Source organism: Caloranaerobacter longqiensis, assembly GCF_050286925.1.
GTDB lineage: Bacteria > Bacillota > Clostridia > Tissierellales > Thermohalobacteraceae > Caloranaerobacter.
On record NZ_JBFWFX010000004.1, the window covers coordinates 184,883 to 204,176 of the forward strand.

At 28.8% G+C, this 19,294-nt stretch carries 23 protein-coding genes and 1 other annotated feature; of the genes, 20 read left to right on the forward strand and 3 right to left on the reverse strand.

What is annotated here, in order from left to right; genetic code table 11:
- Positions 1-3 precede the first annotated feature (3 nt).
- The 15 genes from AB4Y15_RS05630 to AB4Y15_RS05700 all read left to right on the forward strand — a co-directional run bounded on the left by AB4Y15_RS05630 (position 4) and on the right by AB4Y15_RS05700 (position 10,141).
- The gene (locus AB4Y15_RS05630; protein WP_427338994.1) at positions 4-351 is read left to right on the forward strand and encodes a ribosomal-processing cysteine protease Prp; all 348 of its coding nucleotides are present in this window, start codon (positions 4-6) and stop codon (positions 349-351) included.
- 2 nt (positions 352-353) lie between these two features.
- Entirely contained in the window at positions 354-650 is a 297-nt protein-coding gene (gene rpmA / locus AB4Y15_RS05635) for a 50S ribosomal protein L27 (RefSeq protein ID WP_427338995.1), read from the forward strand.
- 96 nt (positions 651-746) lie between these two features.
- Positions 747-1,505 carry a Spo0B domain-containing protein gene (locus AB4Y15_RS05640; RefSeq protein ID WP_427338996.1) on the forward strand — a complete coding sequence of 253 codons (759 nt, stop codon included), beginning with the start codon at positions 747-749 and terminating at the stop codon, positions 1,503-1,505.
- A 118-nt stretch (positions 1,506-1,623) separates the two neighbouring features.
- Positions 1,624-2,904 (forward strand): GTPase ObgE, encoded by a 1,281-nt coding sequence (gene obgE, locus AB4Y15_RS05645; RefSeq protein WP_427338997.1) that lies wholly within the window; start codon positions 1,624-1,626, stop codon positions 2,902-2,904.
- Between the two features lie 24 nt (positions 2,905-2,928).
- Positions 2,929-3,111, forward strand: a complete 183-nt coding sequence (locus tag AB4Y15_RS05650; RefSeq protein ID WP_069649239.1) for a hypothetical protein — start codon at positions 2,929-2,931, stop codon at positions 3,109-3,111.
- Positions 3,112-3,122: 11 nt separating this feature from the next.
- Entirely contained in the window at positions 3,123-3,413 is a 291-nt protein-coding gene (gene yhbY, locus AB4Y15_RS05655) for a ribosome assembly RNA-binding protein YhbY (RefSeq protein WP_427338999.1), read from the forward strand.
- 60 nt (positions 3,414-3,473) lie between these two features.
- Positions 3,474-3,650 (forward strand): hypothetical protein, encoded by a 177-nt coding sequence (locus tag AB4Y15_RS05660; RefSeq protein WP_427339000.1) that lies wholly within the window; start codon positions 3,474-3,476, stop codon positions 3,648-3,650.
- Between the two features lie 41 nt (positions 3,651-3,691).
- The gene (locus AB4Y15_RS05665) at positions 3,692-3,892 is read left to right on the forward strand and encodes a hypothetical protein (protein ID WP_427339001.1); all 201 of its coding nucleotides are present in this window, start codon (positions 3,692-3,694) and stop codon (positions 3,890-3,892) included.
- A gap of 85 nt (positions 3,893-3,977) precedes the next feature.
- Entirely contained in the window at positions 3,978-4,679 is a 702-nt protein-coding gene (locus tag AB4Y15_RS05670; RefSeq protein ID WP_427339002.1) for an S-layer homology domain-containing protein, read from the forward strand.
- On the forward strand, positions 4,679-4,993 hold the full coding sequence (locus tag AB4Y15_RS05675) for a hypothetical protein (RefSeq protein WP_427339003.1): 315 nt from the start codon (positions 4,679-4,681) through the stop codon (positions 4,991-4,993). The genes AB4Y15_RS05670 and AB4Y15_RS05675 overlap by 1 nt, the downstream gene beginning before the upstream one ends.
- 102 nt (positions 4,994-5,095) lie before the next feature.
- Entirely contained in the window at positions 5,096-5,773 is a 678-nt protein-coding gene (gene nadD, locus AB4Y15_RS05680) for a nicotinate-nucleotide adenylyltransferase (protein ID WP_427339004.1), read from the forward strand.
- A gap of 58 nt (positions 5,774-5,831) precedes the next feature.
- On the forward strand, positions 5,832-6,386 hold the full coding sequence (yqeK, locus tag AB4Y15_RS05685; RefSeq protein WP_427339029.1) for a bis(5'-nucleosyl)-tetraphosphatase (symmetrical) YqeK: 555 nt from the start codon (positions 5,832-5,834) through the stop codon (positions 6,384-6,386).
- A gap of 20 nt (positions 6,387-6,406) precedes the next feature.
- Complete coding sequence (rsfS, locus tag AB4Y15_RS05690; protein ID WP_427339005.1) at positions 6,407-6,760, forward strand: ribosome silencing factor; 354 nt, start codon at positions 6,407-6,409, stop codon at positions 6,758-6,760.
- A gap of 30 nt (positions 6,761-6,790) precedes the next feature.
- Positions 6,791-6,971: a binding site (T-box leader), on the forward strand.
- A 173-nt stretch (positions 6,972-7,144) separates the two neighbouring features.
- Complete coding sequence (leuS, locus tag AB4Y15_RS05695; RefSeq protein WP_427339006.1) at positions 7,145-9,619, forward strand: leucine--tRNA ligase; 2,475 nt, start codon at positions 7,145-7,147, stop codon at positions 9,617-9,619.
- A gap of 141 nt (positions 9,620-9,760) precedes the next feature.
- Entirely contained in the window at positions 9,761-10,141 is a 381-nt protein-coding gene (locus AB4Y15_RS05700) for a RidA family protein (RefSeq protein ID WP_427339007.1), read from the forward strand.
- Between the two features lie 33 nt (positions 10,142-10,174).
- On the opposite strand, the gene AB4Y15_RS05705 is transcribed toward AB4Y15_RS05700, so the two are convergent.
- Positions 10,175-11,491: a D-alanyl-D-alanine carboxypeptidase family protein gene (locus tag AB4Y15_RS05705; RefSeq protein ID WP_427339008.1), complete on the reverse strand. Its 1,317-nt coding sequence runs from the start codon at positions 11,489-11,491 to the stop codon at positions 10,175-10,177.
- A 468-nt stretch (positions 11,492-11,959) separates the two neighbouring features.
- On the opposite strand from AB4Y15_RS05705, the gene AB4Y15_RS05710 reads away from it, so the two are divergent.
- Complete coding sequence (locus AB4Y15_RS05710) at positions 11,960-13,291, forward strand: hypothetical protein (RefSeq protein ID WP_427339009.1); 1,332 nt, start codon at positions 11,960-11,962, stop codon at positions 13,289-13,291.
- Positions 13,281-16,364, forward strand: a complete 3,084-nt coding sequence (locus tag AB4Y15_RS05715) for a M28 family metallopeptidase (protein ID WP_427339011.1) — start codon at positions 13,281-13,283, stop codon at positions 16,362-16,364. Before AB4Y15_RS05710 ends, AB4Y15_RS05715 begins: the two co-directional genes overlap by 11 nt.
- 160 nt (positions 16,365-16,524) lie before the next feature.
- Here the strand turns inward: AB4Y15_RS05715 and AB4Y15_RS05720 are convergent, their stop codons facing one another.
- A complete protein-coding gene (locus AB4Y15_RS05720; protein ID WP_427339013.1) occupies positions 16,525-17,625 on the reverse strand; it encodes a site-specific integrase in 1,101 nt (366 codons plus the stop codon).
- 201 nt (positions 17,626-17,826) lie between these two features.
- Complete coding sequence (locus AB4Y15_RS05725) at positions 17,827-18,171, reverse strand: helix-turn-helix domain-containing protein (RefSeq protein WP_427339014.1); 345 nt, start codon at positions 18,169-18,171, stop codon at positions 17,827-17,829.
- 237 nt (positions 18,172-18,408) lie between these two features.
- On the opposite strand from AB4Y15_RS05725, the gene AB4Y15_RS05730 reads away from it, so the two are divergent.
- The 3 genes from AB4Y15_RS05730 (at position 18,409) to AB4Y15_RS05740 (ending at position 19,192) form a co-directional block, all read left to right on the forward strand.
- A complete protein-coding gene (locus AB4Y15_RS05730) occupies positions 18,409-18,594 on the forward strand; it encodes a helix-turn-helix transcriptional regulator (protein WP_427339015.1) in 186 nt (61 codons plus the stop codon).
- A gap of 22 nt (positions 18,595-18,616) precedes the next feature.
- Entirely contained in the window at positions 18,617-18,907 is a 291-nt protein-coding gene (locus AB4Y15_RS05735; protein WP_427339016.1) for a helix-turn-helix domain-containing protein, read from the forward strand.
- A gap of 93 nt (positions 18,908-19,000) precedes the next feature.
- On the forward strand, positions 19,001-19,192 hold the full coding sequence (locus AB4Y15_RS05740) for a hypothetical protein (protein WP_427339018.1): 192 nt from the start codon (positions 19,001-19,003) through the stop codon (positions 19,190-19,192).
- Positions 19,193-19,294 lie beyond the last annotated feature (102 nt).

Here is a 19,294-nt window from a genome sequence, read left to right on the forward strand (position 1 = left end):
ATCATGACGAGAGTAACTGTTTATAAAAACAAAAGAGGAAGTATAATAGGATATAAAGTAGATGGTCACGCAGGTTATGCTGAATATGGTAGAGATATAGTATGTGCAGCTATATCTGTATTATCCCAGACAGCACTTATTGCACTAAATGAGGTGTGTGGGATAGATACAAACGATATTAAATATTGTATAGATGAAGAAAAAGGTCATTTAAGCGTGACTATACCTGACAATTTAACAGAAGAAAAAAGATTGAAGGCGGACATAGTATTTGAGACTATGATAGTCGGAATAAAGGGATTATTAGAAGAATATTCTGATTACTTAACTCTCGAATATGGGGAGGTGTAAAGATGATGTTAAAGATGAATTTACAGTTATTCGCTCACAAAAAAGGAGTAGGTAGCTCTAAAAACGGCCGTGATAGTGAATCTAAAAGATTAGGTGTAAAAAGAGCTGATGGTCAATTTGTTCTAGCTGGTAATATATTAGTTAGACAAAGAGGAACTAAGATCCATCCAGGTAATAATGTAGGAAGAGGCGGAGACGATACTCTATTTGCTTTAATAGATGGTATAGTTAAGTTTGAAAGAAAAGGCAGAAACAAGAAACAAGTAAGTGTTTATCCAAAAGAAGCTTTAGCAAGATAACCTACCGAAGTCGGTAGGTTTTTTTGTCACAAAATAATTTTTGTGATAAAATAACTATGGAGGTAAAAGTTACAAGGGGGAGGGTGTCTATTTAAATTGATTAATAAATTTAGAGGTAATAGGGGGTTAATTTTTAATATATTGAATTTATTAATATTATTTGTGTATCTTAGTCTAATTTTTACAAATTATATTGTTAATAGGACTACTCAAATTCTAATTTTGATTCTGATTTTTGTATTTGAGATATTATCGATATATAAATTAAGCAAATTTAAGTCTTGTATTGGTAAAGAAAGCTGCGAAAATATATTAAGAATTCAAGGAGAATTTACTAGGAAATTAAAAAAATTAAATAGAGAGCAACGTCATGATTGGATGAATGTCTTGCAAGTTATATATGGATATTTGCAATTAGGTAAATATGATATGGCGATTAAGAAAATTAATGATTTATCGCAAATAGCATTAAGTATCAGTAAAGTATATAAATTGACAATAACACCTATTTGTCTATTATTAGAAAGAAAAATTAAAGAGGCTTATAATAATGGAATAACATTTATATTCAACGTAAATAGCTTTAGTCAAGTTTCTTATCGTAAAGTAGATAATTTAAGAAATATAACCAAAAGTTTAGAATATGTTATAGATAAAATTTTGGAATGTAATAAATATAATTATAGAGAAATAAATATAGAAATTTCTGAGTATATAGATAAACTTGAAGTTATTATAAAAGGGAAGTTTGATTTAGAAATTAAAAATGAGTTTTTACAAAATGTTGATATTAGAGATGATTGCATTAGGTATAGGTTCGATTTAGTTGGCATAACTGAATTAACTTCTACATAGATTTAATTATATCTTGATTAAGATAAATTCATATAGATTTGTTTATAATATAAATAGTTGACACATTTAATTGAATTGGTATAATGAAATTATTAATATTTAAGTAAGGATGATGGGTATGTTTGTGGATGTTGCAAAGATTTTTGTAAAAGGTGGAAATGGAGGACACGGAGCAGTTGCGTTTAGAAGAGAAAAATATGAGCCGTCTGGAGGGCCAGCGGGCGGAGACGGCGGAGATGGTGGTAACGTTATTTTAGAAGTTGATGAGGGAATAAGGACATTAATGGATTTTAGATATAAACGTCATTACAAGGCAGAAAATGGTGAGAATGGAAAATCTAAAAAACAATATGGTAAAAAAGGTAAAGATTTAATTTTAAAAGTTCCGCCGGGTACTATAGTAAAGGATGCAGAAACAGGTATCGTTATAGCAGATCTTACTAAAAAAGGAGAAAGATTCATTGTTGCAAAAGGAGGACGTGGTGGTAGAGGTAATGCTAAGTTCGCTACATCTACAAGACAGGCCCCTCGTTTTGCAGAAGCAGGCGAAAAAGGAGAAGAGAGATGGATAACATTAGAACTAAAGCTTTTAGCAGACGTAGGATTAGTAGGGTTCCCTAATGTAGGTAAGTCTACGTTGTTATCTACTTTAACTGATGCAAAACCTAAAATTGCAAATTATCATTTTACAACTTTGACACCTAATTTGGGTGTTGTTAGAATTTCATATGATAGTAGCTTTGTTATAGCAGATATTCCAGGGTTAATTGAAGGAGCACATATGGGGGTAGGTCTAGGACATGAGTTTTTAAGGCATGTTGAGAGAACGAGATTACTAGTTCACTTAATAGATGCCTCCGGTTCAGAAGGAAGAGATCCGATTGATGATTTTCATAAAATAAATGAAGAATTAAGGAAATATAGCCCTAAACTTGCAGATAAACCTCAAATCGTTGTGGCTAATAAAATGGATTTACCTCAGGCAAGAGAGAATTTTTCTAGGCTTAAAGAAGAAATGGATAAGCTCGGATATGAGTTAATTCCAATTTCTGCTGCTACTTTGGAGGGATTAGATAAGCTTAAATATGCAATATGGAATAAGTTAAAGGAAATTGGAGACCCAGAACCAATAGTTGAAGTTGTAGAAAATATTAATCTTTATGGATTTAATAAAGATAAAAATAAAGTTATTGTAAAGAAAGAAGGAGATAAATATATAGTAGAGGGTGATCCAATAGAAAAACTAATTAATTCAACTAATTTTAATGACTTAGATTCATTGAGGCATTTCCAAAAAGTTATGAGAAAGAGGGGAATCGTTGATGAATTGAAGAAGTTAGGAATAAAAGATGGTGAGATAGTTAGTATATGCGGTTATGAATTTGAATTTTTTGATTAAAGAGATGGAGGGGCAATAGAGTAAATGGAGTGTTTTAATTGTGGAAATTGTAAGTTAAACGAATCAACATATTATTGTATAGCAAAAGGAGAAATAGTAATCAATTCTAATTACAAACCACAAGAGAAAGTTAGAAGTGGCTGGAAAAAAGGTAACAAAGATTATGAAATTCATAGAAGAAAGTCAAAGAAAGAAATAGAAGTATAAGGAGTGGTTTGGTGCTTACAGGCAGACAGAGAAGTTATTTAAAAAGTATAGCAAATGGTTTAGACCCAATTATTCAAATAGGTAAAAATGGCATATCTGAAAATTTAATAAAACAAATAGATGATGCTTTAGAAGCTAGAGAAATTATTAAAGTTAAAATTTTAAATAATAGTTTGTTAGAAACAAAAGAAACAGCTAATAAAATTGCAAGATTAACTAATTCAGAGTTTGTTCAGAGTATAGGAAATAAATTCGTTTTATATAGAGAATCTAAAGACAACAAAAAAATTGAGCTTCCATAAATAATATGAATAAATATATATAACCCTGGATAAAATATTGAAAAAACGGGAGGGTTATATATGGATAATAAAATGGATAAGAAAAACTATGTAAAGCAAAATACCGTTGTAGATAATGCAGTAAAGGAAGCTCAAAATATTACAGGTGTTGTTGTGGGTGAATTTCCGAATGCACCTGGGTTGATAAATAAAGATATAGGAAGTATGAATGATAATAAAAAAGGGAGATTGGAATAATAAGCCAATCTCTTTGCTTTTTTTGCGAAAGGGGTGATAATATGGAAAAAAGAAATTTAAAACAATTAGAAAAGTTACTTGATAATGGTTTTAAGTGTATAAAATATGAAGATGGAACAAATGGTGAATTTAAAGCATATTTTAAGAATTTTGAAACAGAGAAAATAGATACTATAGTTTCCAATGATAAGAATGAAATAACTAAGATGAAGGAGTTAATTGATGAAAATAGCTTGTATTAAAAGGTACCTTTAATATGGTACCTTTTTTTTGCCTTTGAATAAGATATACTAGGAAGATATCATAAAAAGTTTAAAAGGTGATGATATGCGAAGATTTAGACAATACACTATAGAGCAAATTGAAATGTTTTTAAAAAAATACGAGTTCAAAAGACAAATTTATGAAATACATTTTCATCATACATGGAAACCAACTAAGAAAGATTATTTACAAGCTAAAGATAAAGAAAAGGTTATTTTAAGTATGTGGGAATATCATACTGAGGTAAGGAGATTTACTGATATAGCACAGCATTTTACTGTAGCACCAGATGGAGCAATATGGGATGGAATGGATTTGGAGAAAAGTCCTGCATCAATATACGGCAGAAACAATGGTGCAATTTCTATTGAACATATCGGTAATTTTGATGAAGAGAAATTGGAAGGTATACAATTAGAAGCAAGTATTAGACTAATAGTTGCGATAATTAAAAATATAAAAAATAAACAGGATAGAGTGCCGACTTTGGTATTTCATAGAGAATATAGTGATAAGACATGTCCAGGGCTGTTAGTTGATAAGGGCGAAATATTGAAACTTGTTAATGAAAGATTGAAGTATAGCATGCCATTTAAGGATGTAACTCCTGATATGTGGTCATATGAATATATTAAAAGAGCAGTAGAATTAGATTTAATTAAAGGTGATGGTGAAGGCAACTTTAAACCTAAGGACTATTTGACTAGAGAGCAAGGTGTAGCATTAATTGTGAGATTATATGATTTGTTGAAGGGGGAAAATTGATGGAAACACTAATAGTAATTGTAATAACATTTATAGCTGGAATTGCAGTTGCTAAATTAATACCTTATATAAAAGATTTTAGAGTTACTTCTGAAGAAAAGGCAAAAGTACAAGAAATACTGATTGATACTGCTAAAAATATATTAGAAGTTGCAAATTCAAAAGATAAAGAACAGCTTATATTGGCTATAACAAATGTAACTTATAGAGAGCTTGAAAAAGAAAATATAAAAGGTTTTACCAAGAAAGATATTGAACTTATGGCTAGAATTATAGTAGATAAATTAGAAGATTTATTTAAAACTAGGAATTGATATTCCTAGTTTTTATTTAAACAATTGCAATAAGAAATATTTGACTTATGTGTTTATTTAAAATAATATATAATATCATAACTTAAATAAGAGGTGTAACAAATGGACATCGATACACTTATTGAGTTAGCGCTTAAAAAAGAAAATAAAGGAAAAAGTATAGAATGTAACAATCTTAAGAGAATTGGAATAATGGGAGGAACTTTTGATCCAATACATATAGGACATTTAGTTATAGCAGAAGAAATTAGAAATGAGTTCAAATTGGATAAAATTATTTTTATACCTGCAGGAAATCCTCCTCATAAAGATAATAAAAAAATAACTTCTGCTAGACATAGATATATAATGACATTATTAGCTACGATTTCAAATCCTCATTTTGAAGTATCTACTATAGAAATAGAAAAAAAAGAAACTACATATACTATCGATACTATTAAAACGTTAAGGAAAGCATGTAATAATAATGTAGAGTTATACTTTATAACTGGAGCGGATTCTATTTTAGAACTTCACACTTGGAAAAACATTGGTGAATTATTAAAGCTGTGTAATTTTATAGCAGCAACTAGACCAGGATTTGAAATAGCTAAGCTAGAGAGAAAAATACAAGAAATAAACAATGAGTATGGAGCAAATATATATCCTACAATAGTAACAGCTTTGCAGATATCATCTACTGAAATAAGGACTAGAATAAAAGAGGGTAGAACTGTTAAATATCTTTTGCCAGAAATGGTAGAAAAGTATATTTATAAAAATAATTTATATAGGTAAAAAATTACGGGAGGGATGTATTATAATACACGAAATAAAGGAAAAGCTAAAACAATATATTAGTGAAGAAAGATTTATACATTCCATTGGAGTTATGGAAACAGCAGAAAAACTTGCTGAAGTTTATGGGTGTGATAAATATAAAGCACGACTTGCTGGTTTGCTTCATGATTGTGGAAAACTTAAGAATGACAGAGAATTATTGAAAAAGGCATTTGAATTTGGTATAATTCTTGATGATGCCGAAGATGTTAATATTGCTTTACTTCATGGACCTTTAGGTGCAGAAATAGCAAAAAATGAATTTGGAATTAAAGATTTGGAAATATTAAATGCAATAAGGTATCATACTACTGGTAAAGAAAATATGAGTCTATTAGAAAAAATTATCTATATAGCAGATTGTATTGAGCCCAATAGGGATTTTCCATGTGTGAAAGCATTGAGAAAATTAGCTTTTTTAGATTTAGATAAAGCAGTACTAACGTCAATGGGAAATACGATAAAATATGTTGTAGATAATGGATGGATATTAGATATTGAAACTGTGAAGGCGAGAAATTTTTTACTTAAAAAATATAAAGAGAAAGTTAATAAAATACATAGATTATAATAGCTAGGAGGTTTGAGGTAGTGGCAAATATAGATAATAGAATATCAGCAATTTTAGAAGCCGCAGACAACAAAAAAGCTTTTGATATTAAACTTTTAGATATATCAAATATAACAACGATAGCAGATTTCTTTATATTTGCAAGTGGTAATAATGAAAGACAGGTTATAGCGATTGTAGATGAAATTGAAGATAAAATGCATCAATTAGGATATGAGGTGATTAATAAAGAAGGGTATAGAGAAGGTAGATGGGTACTACTTGATTTTGGCGATATAGTAGTGCATGTTTTTCATAAAGAAGACAGAGAATTTTATAATTTAGATAGGCTATGGATAGATGCTAAAGAAATTGATATTGACAATATAATCTAAATTTATCTATAATAAAGTAAATAGAATAAGGATTGAATAAAGAGTAGTAGGTAAATCAGGTTATTTCAGAGAGTCAGTGGTTGGTGCGAACTGACATAACCGTTTACTGAACTTGCTTTATGTGAAAAAGGTTGGTCTCCGTTATAGGACTTATGAGTGGGCTTTATAAGCCAATTAGGGTGGTACCGCGGGATAACTTCTCGTCCCTAAGTGATTAGGGATTAGAAGTTTTTTTATTATATAGATTTTAATTAATAGCTTGTAAGCTGATAGCCGTTAGTTATTAGTCATTTTAGAACAAAAATTTTGAATAGTTTAAGTAATAAATAAAGAACTGATCTGTTTATTATTGTAGGAAATGAAAAATAATGAAGGAGGGGTATGATGGCTTATAATTTTAGTAAAATCGAAAAAAAATGGCAAGAAATATGGGAAAATAATAATGCTTTTGGAGCTAGTGAAAATGAGGCTCAGAAATATTATGTACTAGAAATGTTTCCTTATCCATCTGGGAAAATACATATGGGCCACGTACGTAACTATTCAATAGGTGATGTAGTAGCAAGATTTAAAAGAATGAGGGGATTTAATGTATTACATCCTATGGGATGGGATGCATTTGGTCTACCTGCTGAAAATGCGGCGATAAAACATGGCATACATCCTAATAAGTGGACATTAGAAAATATTGCTGAAATGAAAAGACAATTAAAGAGATTAGGGCTTAGTTACGATTGGAACAGAGAAGTAACTACTTGTTTACCAGATTACTATAAATGGACACAGTGGTTCTTTATACAATTATATAAAAGAGGACTAGCTTATAAGAAAAAATCAGCTGTAAATTGGTGTCCTTCTTGTGAAACTGTATTAGCTAATGAGCAAGTTGTTGACGGAGCTTGTGAAAGATGTGATACACCTGTTGGGAAAAAAGAACTAGAACAATGGTATTTTAAAATTACAGATTATGCAGAAAGATTACTTGAGGATATAAAAGAGCTAGATGGCTGGCCTGAGAAAGTTAAAATAATGCAGAAAAATTGGATTGGTAAGAGTAAAGGTGCTGAAATAGATTTTGAGATTAAAGATTTTGATAAAAAATTAAAAGTTTTCACTACTAGACCAGATACAATCTATGGAGTAACTTATATGGTAATGGCACCAGAACATCCATATGTAAATGAATTAGTAAAGGGTACAGAGTATGAAGAAGAAGTACTTGAATTTAAAAAGAAGATGGAATATATATCAGAAATTGATAGAACTTCAACAACTGCAGAAAAAGAAGGAGTTTTTATAGGAAGATACGCTGTTAATCCTGTAACTAAAGAAGAAATACCTATTTATATTGCTAACTATGTATTGATAGACTATGGAACTGGTGCTATTATGGCTGTACCAGGTCATGATCAAAGAGACTTTGAATTTGCTAAGAAATATAACATACCAATTAGACCTGTAATAAAACCAGTTGATGGAGAGTTTGATGAGAATGATTTAAAAGAAGCATATACTGGCGAAGGTATAATGATAAACTCTGATAGATTCAATGGTTTAGATAATAAAACTGCTAAAACTGAAATAACAAAATATATTGAGGAATTAGGAATTGGAAAAGCTACTGTAAATTACAGGCTTAGAGACTGGCTAATTTCAAGACAGAGATATTGGGGAACTCCAATACCTATAATATATTGTGATGACTGTGGAATAGTACCTGTTAACGAAGAAGATCTTCCAGTAAAGTTACCGACAGACGTAGAATTTACAGGCAAAGGACAGTCTCCTTTAACTACAAGTAAGGAGTTTATGTATACTACTTGCCCGAAGTGTGGTAAAAAGGCAAGAAGAGAAACTGATACTATGGATACTTTTATTGATTCATCATGGTATTTCTTAAGATATACTGATCCAAAGAATGAGAATGAACCGTTCAATAAAGATAAAGCGAATTACTGGATGAAAGTAGATCAATATATAGGTGGAGTAGAACATGCTATATTACACCTTCTATATTCTAGATTCTTTGTTAAAGTATTATATGATATGGGACTTTCACCTGTAAATGAGCCTTTTAAAAATTTACTTACACAGGGTATGGTACTTAAAGATGGGGCAAAAATGTCTAAATCTAAAGGTAATGTAGTAAGTCCAGAAGAAATAATTTCTAATTATGGTGCTGATACTGCAAGATTATTTGTATTATTTGCAGCTCCACCTGAAAGAGATCTAGAATGGAGCGATCAAGGCGTAGAAGGATGTTATAGATTCTTAAACAGAGTATATAGGCTAGTAGAAGAGTTAAAAGAAGTATATAATAATAAGTGTGAAATTGAGATTGATCAATTGAGTAAAGCTGATAAGAATTTAAGATATGTTATACATTCAACAATTCAGAAGGTAACTACTGATATAGAGGATAGATTTAACTTCAATACAGCTATAAGTAGCATAATGGAATTAGTTAATGAGATATATAAATATAAAGATAATGCAGAATCTAGTGATTATAAGAATGCTATTTTAGTAGAAGCGATTGATAATTTAATTCTATTACTAGCACCTTTTGCTCCGCACTTAGCTGAAGAACTTTGGAATTTAGTTGGCAATGAAGGAAGTGTACATCAGCAAAAATGGCCTGAGTATGATGAAAAAGCTATAGTTAAAGATCAAATAACAGTAGTAATTCAAGTGAACGGAAAAGTGAGAGATAAGATTGAAGTAGATGCTAATATTGATAAAGAAAGCTTAGAAAAATTAGCATTAAATAGCGAAAGAGTTAAGAGTTTTATAGAAGGTAAAGAAGTTAAGAAAGTTATAGTTGTGCCTAAAAAATTAGTTAATATAGTTGCAAAATAACAAAATCTTCAATTTGAGCAAATTAAGGAAAATTTTATTGAAATCCATAAATGGAAATTATATTCAAGATTATTTACAGTTTAAAAAGGAATATAATTTCCTATGGATTATAACAAAAAATAATAAAGAGGGGGAGATAAAGTGGATAAAAAAGTAATTTCAACAGATAAGGCACCAAAAGCTATTGGACCATATTCTCAAGGAATAGTGGCAGGTAACATGATTTTTACATCAGGTCAATTAGCTATTAATCCTGAAACAGGTGAGCTTATTAAGGATGATATCAAAAAAGAGACCAGGCAAGCTCTAGAAAATTTAAAAGCTGTACTTAAAGAAGGTGGAGCAACTTTAAATGATGTAGTTAAAGTTACTTTGTATATCAAAGACATGAATCAATTTGGCAAAATAAATGAGGTATATGAGGAGTATTTCTGTGAAAATAAACCAGCAAGATCTTGTATTGAAGTTGCTAGACTACCTAAAGATGGAAATGTTGAAGTTGAAGCAATAGCTATAATCTAATAAAAAAATTAGAAGCTGCGTGTATCGCAGCTTCTAATATTTATAACGGTTACTATAGTTGAAATTAATTTCTTTTTTTAATCTTCTTCTTTTAGCTTTTTTATATCTCTTATAACCGATAAATATTCTCCATATTATAAACATTACAATAAACCAAAACCACCATTTTTTAAACAATGATTTTCCATCTGTTGTTTCGACAACTCTAATAATTCCTTTTTGATTTATTTCCATTGCAGATACAATATTGGCAGTTCCAATTACTTCACCATCTAATTTATATTCTATTCTTCCAATTACTTGATCTTTTGTAATTGGAGCAGTAATTTTATCAGGTAAAACTATATCTTTCACTATATCATTTTCTCTTCCTTTAGGAATTATAGAAAAAACAGATTTACTTATTATACCAGTTACAAAAGGCTTGTCTCCATTTACAACATCAATATTCTTTATAAATTCATTTTTAAATGATAATTGTTTTGTTGTAAAGTTATTAAAACCATAATTCAAAAGTTTATGTGTATCTACATATACATTAGTTCCTATTGCATGAAGAACTACACTGATTAATCTTAAATCTCCTCTTGTAGCTGTTGCAACAAGACATTGTTGTGCTACATGTGTGTATCCTGTCTTGATTCCATCTGCTCCGTCATATTTTATATCTACTGTTTTACCATCTACAACTATCTTATTACCAGAGCCTGTTCCATAAAGTAGTCTGTTAGCTGATTTCAAATATCTTGGTTCATCTTTTTTATTTGTAGGCGGTATTGTATATTTATAATTTTTTACAATATTTCTAAAAGTATCATTTTTCATAGCATATCTAGCTATCATTGCTAAATCATATGCTGTAGTTGTGTGGTTTTTATCTGGAAGTCCATGAGGATTTGTAAAATGAGTGTTTTTAGCACCAATTTCTTTAGCTTTTTTATTCATTAAGTCAGCAAAACTTTGGATAGAACCTGATATGTGTTTTGCAATTGCTGCTGCAGCATCATTAGCAGATTCTATTAACAATGCATATAATAGATCTTTTAAAGTTATTACTTCTCCAGGTTCTAATGCTATGTGGCTTCCACTAATTTCATAAGGTGTTTTATCATCAATAACTACTGTATCATCAAGATTTCCATACTCTAAAGCTAAAATTGCTGTCATAATTTTTGTAGTACTAGCTGGAAACATTGGTTTATGTGCATTCTTTTCATACAATATTTTACCAGTTTTAGCATCAATCAATATAGCAGCTTCTGCTGAAATATCTAATTTATCTGCATAAGATACTGTAAAGGTATTTAGTAGTAAAAAAGTTGTTACAAATAGTGCTATGATTCTTTTCACATATATCACCCCAGTTTATGTATTTTTAAAATTGTGTTTCAATCAACTATATTATAGTATAGCAGAAATTATTTTATTTTTTAAGGCATACGCTGTTTTAAAATATATAATTTTACTTTTTAGGACTTTAGCAGCAGAGTTTTACTATAATCCATAGGAAATTATAATAAAATCCCATATTTTAAAGATTTAATGTTGATTTTATTGAAACTTTGTCTGGCATGTTTACATGCCAGAGTCGTTATAAACTACTTTAAATTGTGGATAAATTCAAATATAATTTCCGTTTATGGATATGGACAAAATCTTCTTTAACTTATTTAAATCGAAGATTTTGTTTGGTAAAAATAGAATAATATAAGAAATAAAAAAGGATTTTTTTAGAATAAATAGAATAAGATTATTATTAATTTAGTTTTTTAACAGTTAAATATAAGACATATATGATAGGAAATGGGGGATGACGTTGTGAAAAAATTTCTTGTTTATCTATTAACTACAATTTTTATTTTGTCAGCATTAACAGGATGTGGGAATACCACTAGTACAGATTCTGAAAAAATTGATAAAAGCATGACTGGAATGAGAGATTATTTTTATAAGCTATTGTACGGAGATAAAGTTGTAGTAGTTTATGGAACAATGGGCAGTAAACAAGATACTGCTGTTTTGTATAATTTAGCTAAGTCATATGGGCTGGGATTTCAAAAAGAAATTAGAGACAGATTTATTGTTAAAAGTGATGTTGAGGTTAATGAAGATGACATAAAAAATAGACATATCATTATATTAGGGAATCCTGAAACAAATCAACTCTTTGCAAAAATAAATGAAAAGCTTCCTATGAAAGTGATAGGTGGAAGTCTTGTAGTTGGTGATAAAGTTTTTAAAGATGAGTCTGTTATTTTTAAGTATCTTATACCCAACCCTTTAAATAAGAAAAAATATTTGTTTGTTAATGGAGTATTGAATAGTAAATTTTTTCCTTTTATTACATATGTATCAATGCGTTTAAGTGATGAAGAATATGTTATTAAAGTAAATAAGAATGAAAGATATTCTGGGGTGTTTGAAAAAACTGATACACAGTGGCTTATAAATAAGATTGGTGAAAATTCTTGGAAGGATGATTTTAAAACTAAAGAAAGTGAACATTTTATTTTCCATTATAGTCCGTTAGACGATAATGTAGAAAAAAATATTAATAAAATAATTGAAGAGAGAGAAAAGGCTTATGAAGAAATATCTAAAAAACTCAATATTAGTTATGATGAGAAGATAGATTACTATCTTTTCATGAGTGATAAAATAAGACAAAGTTATAGACAGTGGGATAATGATTTTTGGTTAGGAAACGTATATGAAGTTTATAATGAAGAAAAAAAAGATAACGTTTATAAATATTATGTTTATGAAGTATTGATAAATCAAATAGGATTGCCATTAAGTAAATTCACACAATTAGGACTATATGGTGCTTTAGGTATAGATTCAAAGTATAGTGGCATAAGTATTAAAGATATTATAAACTCTGATGATTATATACCATTAGAATATTTAGCTACAAATTCAATAGATCGTAACTTTAAAAAAGAGATAGTTTTACCTGAAATATTTTCATTTACAGAATATCTTATAGACAAATATGGTTTTGATAAATATATGGAATACTATAAAACTAATCTATATGAAGAAACGGATAAAGCACTTTACAGTATATATAAGAAGGATTTATATGAATTAGAAGGAGAATGGCTTGATTATATAAATGCTGTAGAGGGTGAAAAAGATGAAAAATAATTATAAATTTATAGTTTTAATTATAACTTTAATTATATTTTTAACAGGATGCGGGTCGTATATTGACCCGTATAATTTTGATGAAAATAATGCATACAAACATATAGCAGAACTTTCATCAGATAAATATGGAGGAAGACTGCCTGGTACAGATGGAAATAGAATGGCACAGGAGTATATAGCAAAGGAATTTGAAAAAATAGGACTTGAGCCGATTAGTAATGGGAGTTACTTTCAAACATTCAAGATTATTTCACCTTTTTTAAATAAACCAGTAAAATTTGAGGTTTTAGATAGAGAAGGTAATGTTATTAAGAGATATAAATTAAGAAAAGATTTTATTGAAAATACAAGAGATTATTCAAAAGGTGGTAAAGTTAAGGGGAAAATAAAGTATATAAATTCATTAGATGATATTGAAACAGGTAAAGATAATATAGTACTAATCTATGATGGTTTAGGAGATTGGGAAAAAGCCAAAAAGCTAGTTGAAAAAGGTGTCAAGGCTGTAATAAGACCGACAACTATGGATTTGAAAGGAAAAGAAAAAAATTTATTAATAAAAACCGTTTATATTGGAGAAAAGGCAGATAAAAAGGTCGAAGGCAAATTTATTGATATAGTAGTAAGAAAAAAAGTGTTTGAAGAACTGGTTGATTTTAGTAATAAAGGATATAGTGTAAATATAGATATTAATTTAGTATTTAAAGAAGTAGAGGTTTCAAATGTAATAGGTTATATCCCGGGAAATGATGAAAAGCTAAAAAAAGAGGTTATTCTTATAAGTGCACATTTTGATCATATTGGCACAGACCCTGACGGTTCTGTATTTAATGGAGCTTTAGATAATGCTTCAGGAACAGGTATGCTTTTAGAGCTAGCTAGAGCTATAAAAGAAAGTGGGAAAAAACCAAAGCGAACTATAGTTTTTGCAGCATTTAATGGGGAAGAGAGTGGACTTCAAGGATCAAAATACTATGTATTTTCACGTCCATTTTCACTTATGGGTACTAAAGTTTTTAACATAGATATGATAGGCTCTAAAGAAAAAGTAAAACTTGAGATTGATACTTTTCCTTCGCAGCAAAGAGGAACAGTAGGACAGCTTGTAAGTAGTGAATTAGTAGACAAAATAGTTAAGGTAGCAGAAAAACGTGGGATAGAGTGCAGTGTTGATTCATTTTCGAGTAATAGCGACCACTTAAGCTTTGATCTTAGAGGAGTTCCAGCCGTTACTATAACACATCCAGCCGATAATTTAATACATACTGTTGAAGATGATATTTCTAATATTGACAAGGAAAGATTGGAAGAAGCTGGAATGCTAATGATTAGCTTAATAGATTATTTTGCTTTTAGTGCGAAGGATATAATTAAGCCTATTATTCCTAAAGAGCAGTTATATACATTGAAAATTATACCCATTTATCTTTTAGCTATTTTATTAATAGGTTTGGTATTTATATTTGCAATTAAGTCAATAAATAAAAATGAAAAGTTAAAGGAGAAGTTTAGTGGAAGACCTATATTTACATCAATTTTAATAGCGATAATGCTATTATCTATATTGATATACAATAGTAGCTATGAAGCAGAAGAAACAAGTGCTGTAAAACCATTGTCAAAACCTTGGGAAAATCAAGTAAAGATTACAGGTGAAAGTATTGAAAAGATATTAGATTTTCAAATTGATGATAATATTAATGTTTTACTAAAAGATAAAAAAGAAATTAAATTTATTATATTGGATAAAGATGGCAAGGTTAAAGAAGAAAAATATTTAAATGTTCCTTATGAAGAAAATGGTAAATATGTATTGAATAAAAACAAAGTTTATTACACTTATGAGAAAAATCTATTTTGTTTAACTAACGAATCTGAAAGAGTAGAAAAAGTATTAGAAAACATAAATGATTTTGCTATATTAGAAAATCAGGGTAAAAAGTATATCATTGCAAGTAGCAAAGATAAAATTATTGTAAAGTCTGAACAATGGGAAAAGAATATCGAAGATAAAAATATTTTAAACGTTTTAGCTCAAGTAGATTATAAAGACAGGATATTTATTTTATATAAACAGAAAGATAAAGGAAATATTTTAATTAAATATGCTACATTTAATGCTGATGGGGAACTTAGTAATCCAGTTAAACTATATACTTTAAAAGAAGATTCTCAGTTAGCTTTTGGAATAGATAAAGCTAAAGGATACATGTTTTTTAAAGAGCAAGAGGATTATTACTATTTAACTTTTTATTTAAGTAATAGAAAAAAACATATAGTTAAAAAAGAGAAAATAGAATTACATGATGTAGGTGGAGCCGTAGTAAAAATTAAGGAAGTGCCTTCTATAGTTACTAATAAGGGGATAGATAGTATTGATTTATATATGACTATAAATGCTGAAAATTATACAGGCAAAAAATATATATATTTTTTAAATTTTTTTAATGGCAAACTTGTAAGAAATGACTTAATCTATGAAACTAAGAATAATAAAATAACGAATCCAGTTATAGATACTGATAAGAAAGACATATATATTGCTTGGTTAGAAGGTAAAAATAAAAATATTTTAAAGGTATCAAGTTCAAATGAGTATTTTGGATTTAACAGTTTCAAAAATGAATTTCTAGTAAGATTAAGTAGAATAATTCAAAATCTGTTTTTGGCTTTTATTGTACTTCTGACCAAAATACATTGGGTAATACCAGGAATTTTGCTTTTGATATTATTTAAGATTTTAAAGAAGGATGAATGGTTAGCAAATGGCAAAGCTATTTATGCAGCTGCTATACTTAATTTTATCTGTCAGATTGCTACATTTAAAATGCCAAATTTAATAGGAATAAGTTATGAAAGTATAATAGTTACATTTTTTATAGGAATTATTGCTTTAGGATTAGTGTTGTTTTATAGATACGAAAAAGGCAAAGTTTCGTTTTTAAGATTATTTATAATATTTACAGTTATAAACATGATATTTATTTCATCTTTATATGCTCCATATACTCTAAAAGGTGGTTTAGAAAGATTAAATAAGACAGAGATGTTTAATAAAGAGGAATATTGAAAAAATATAGAAATGCTATGTTAAATAACATGAGGTGATACGATGGTTTCCTTTACAAAAAAGGAACAAATAGTTATACTAAAACTATTTGATATATCAATGACTGGTTGAAAGTTAGAGAATTTATTTTAAAACGTCAAAAATACGTCAAAAATAAATATTAAAAAATATCATTAATTGTTTTAGCTGCATTCTCAAGCATATCATTTGTAACATGAGAATATGTCTTGATAGTCATTTCTACATCATGCCCCATCAAATTAGCAACAGTTTTAAAATCAATTCCATTTGCAATTAAAAGCGTAGCATAAGTATGCCTTAACTGATGTATAGTTATGTCATATCCTATTTTTTTATAATGTTTTGAAAGTGAGCTACTGAAATTTGATGTGCTGGTGTAAGGTAATATTCTGTTACTTATGTGAATAGGATATTCTTTTTTAAATTTACTTAATTCATTTAGAACAATAGCTGGAGCAGGAACTATCCTATTTGAGTTTTCTGACTTTGTATGTCCAAATCCCCACTTACCATTTTTGAGTAGCTTCCATTGCTTGTTTATTATTATTTGTGCCTTTGTATCATTCACACAATCCCAAGTAAGACCAACTATTTCACCTATTCTTAGCCCACATTTACTAGCTAATAAAGAAGCTATATAATATTTACGAAATGTTATTTTGTTTAATAAATCCTCTAATTCATTAGCTGTTAAAGCTTTTACTTTATTTGAATTAATTTCCGAACCTTTATTTTTCTGTTTAGGCAGCTTTATTTTTTTAACTGGATTATCTACAATTACATTAAACGTATCTATTGCTGCATTAAACAATGTTTTTATTATAGCAATATTTTTCTTTATAGTTGAAACTGATAATCCTTTTTTAAGCATTTCATCGACACAACTTTGAATATGATATGGCTTAATATCAATCATACTTATGTTGTTCAAGCTATCAAAATGCTTGAGTGCGCTTTTAGTGTTTTCTATTGTTCCATACTCATTGTATAATTTTTTGTGAGCTACGTATATGTTAGTAAAGTTTTTAAATGAAATACCATCGTATTCATTGTTTAAAGATTGCTGTAATTCAAAGTTTTTTTTCATCTCCTCCAATTTTATATCCGCAGCTCTTTTAGCCATAGCTTTGGTTTTGAATCCCTGCTTACTTTTTTGACGCCACTTCCCGTTTTCATCTTTATAGCTTATTATATATTGCCAACCCTTGTTTTTTTGCCTAAATGTTATATTATATTGCACTTTAAACCTCCTTTTCATTTGATTTTTTACTGCAAATTTTATATAATTATATTAAAAAAGAACATATGTTTGCACGACATAAGGGGGTATTATTATGGGCCAAGAAAAAGAAAAAATAATACAAGAAAATTTAAGATTAAAAAAAATTATAAAAGAAATATTAGAATTATTAGAAAGCTACAAAGAAATAGAGCATTAGCTCTATTTTTTTATATATGCTTTTATTATATTGATTATCCTCTCTTTATCTTCTTTCGGTAGCTTTCTAATTCTAGGTTTCAATCTTTCAAATTCTAATTCTAGTTCATCAACTGTATATTCTGCTGCATTTTCTTTAACTACAAGTGGTTCTGATTCGTCTAATAAGTCGCTTAATTTTACTCCTAAAAAATCAGCTATTTTTTTTAGTACATCAATTTTAGGATTTTTTCTTTTATTGTTTTCTATAAGACTTATATAAGATTCTGAAACACCTATTGCTTTTGCCATTTCTTTTGCTTCAAACCCTTTAGCTTCTCTAATTTTTTTTATGTTATCTCCTAGCATTTTTTTCACCTCCAATTTTATTTTCTAATTTACTATCTGTAATACATTATAAACTACTAGTTAACTTTTTACAAGAAAATAAAAGAAAATAAAAGGAAATAAAAGAAAATAGGACTATTTTACTAATAGTTAACTATAACTGTATCATAACATTACTAATAGTAAAATATCAAATTTTACTTTACTAACGGAAAATAGTATAATTTACTTACAGTAAAATAGAAGGAGGACAAGCAAATGAATAGGATTAATGAGATTAGGCGTAGGAATAATTTAACATATAAGGACATAGCAAAGAAAACAGACTTAACAGAGTCATATATATGCTTGCTTGCAAATGGTAGAAGAAAAAATCCAAGTAAAGAAACTATGATTAAAATTGCGAAAGCTTTAAATTCAACAGTTCAGGAAGTATTTTTTTAAATTTAAAAAGGAGGGAATTAAAATGGACAAGCTTTTAACTCAAGAAGATTTGGCTAAAAGGTGGCAAGTATCAAAAAGGACTATAGAGAACTGGAGAAAAGATGGAATAATACAACCAGTAAAAGGCGTGCCAGCAATAAGGTTTAATCCTCAATACATAGCAGAGCTTGAAGGAACTAAACTAGAGAAGTTTTCACCTATAGAACGTAGAAGAATGGAAAGAAAAATTGAGGAATTGGAAAACGAAAATAAGAGGCTAAAGAGTATAGTCAGCAATATACTTTCTATTACATCAGAGGCAATTAATTATTAAGGGAGGAATGCAAATAAACAATTAGCTGAAGCATATGAAACAGACATAAATAATATTAAAGTTAATTTCTCTAGAAATGGAGACAGAGTTAGGGTGGACAAGCATTTAGAAGGATTTTTAAAGATGACAATAGAGCTTGCTATGAAGTTACATCAAAAAGGTACCATTACGGTGTGTGCTGATGGAGAACCACTTATAACAATGAGAAAAGATTCTCCAGTAGACAAAAGATTGCCTGAATATTTTCAAAAAGTAATAGAGAATTGCAGAGAGGAGGTGAAATAGATGGATAAAACATATTTATTAGCAACGTTACCTGAAAGGATTGAAGAAATTGAAGAATTGATTGCCGAACTTGAAAAGAGAGTGGCTGAACTGGAGCGACAA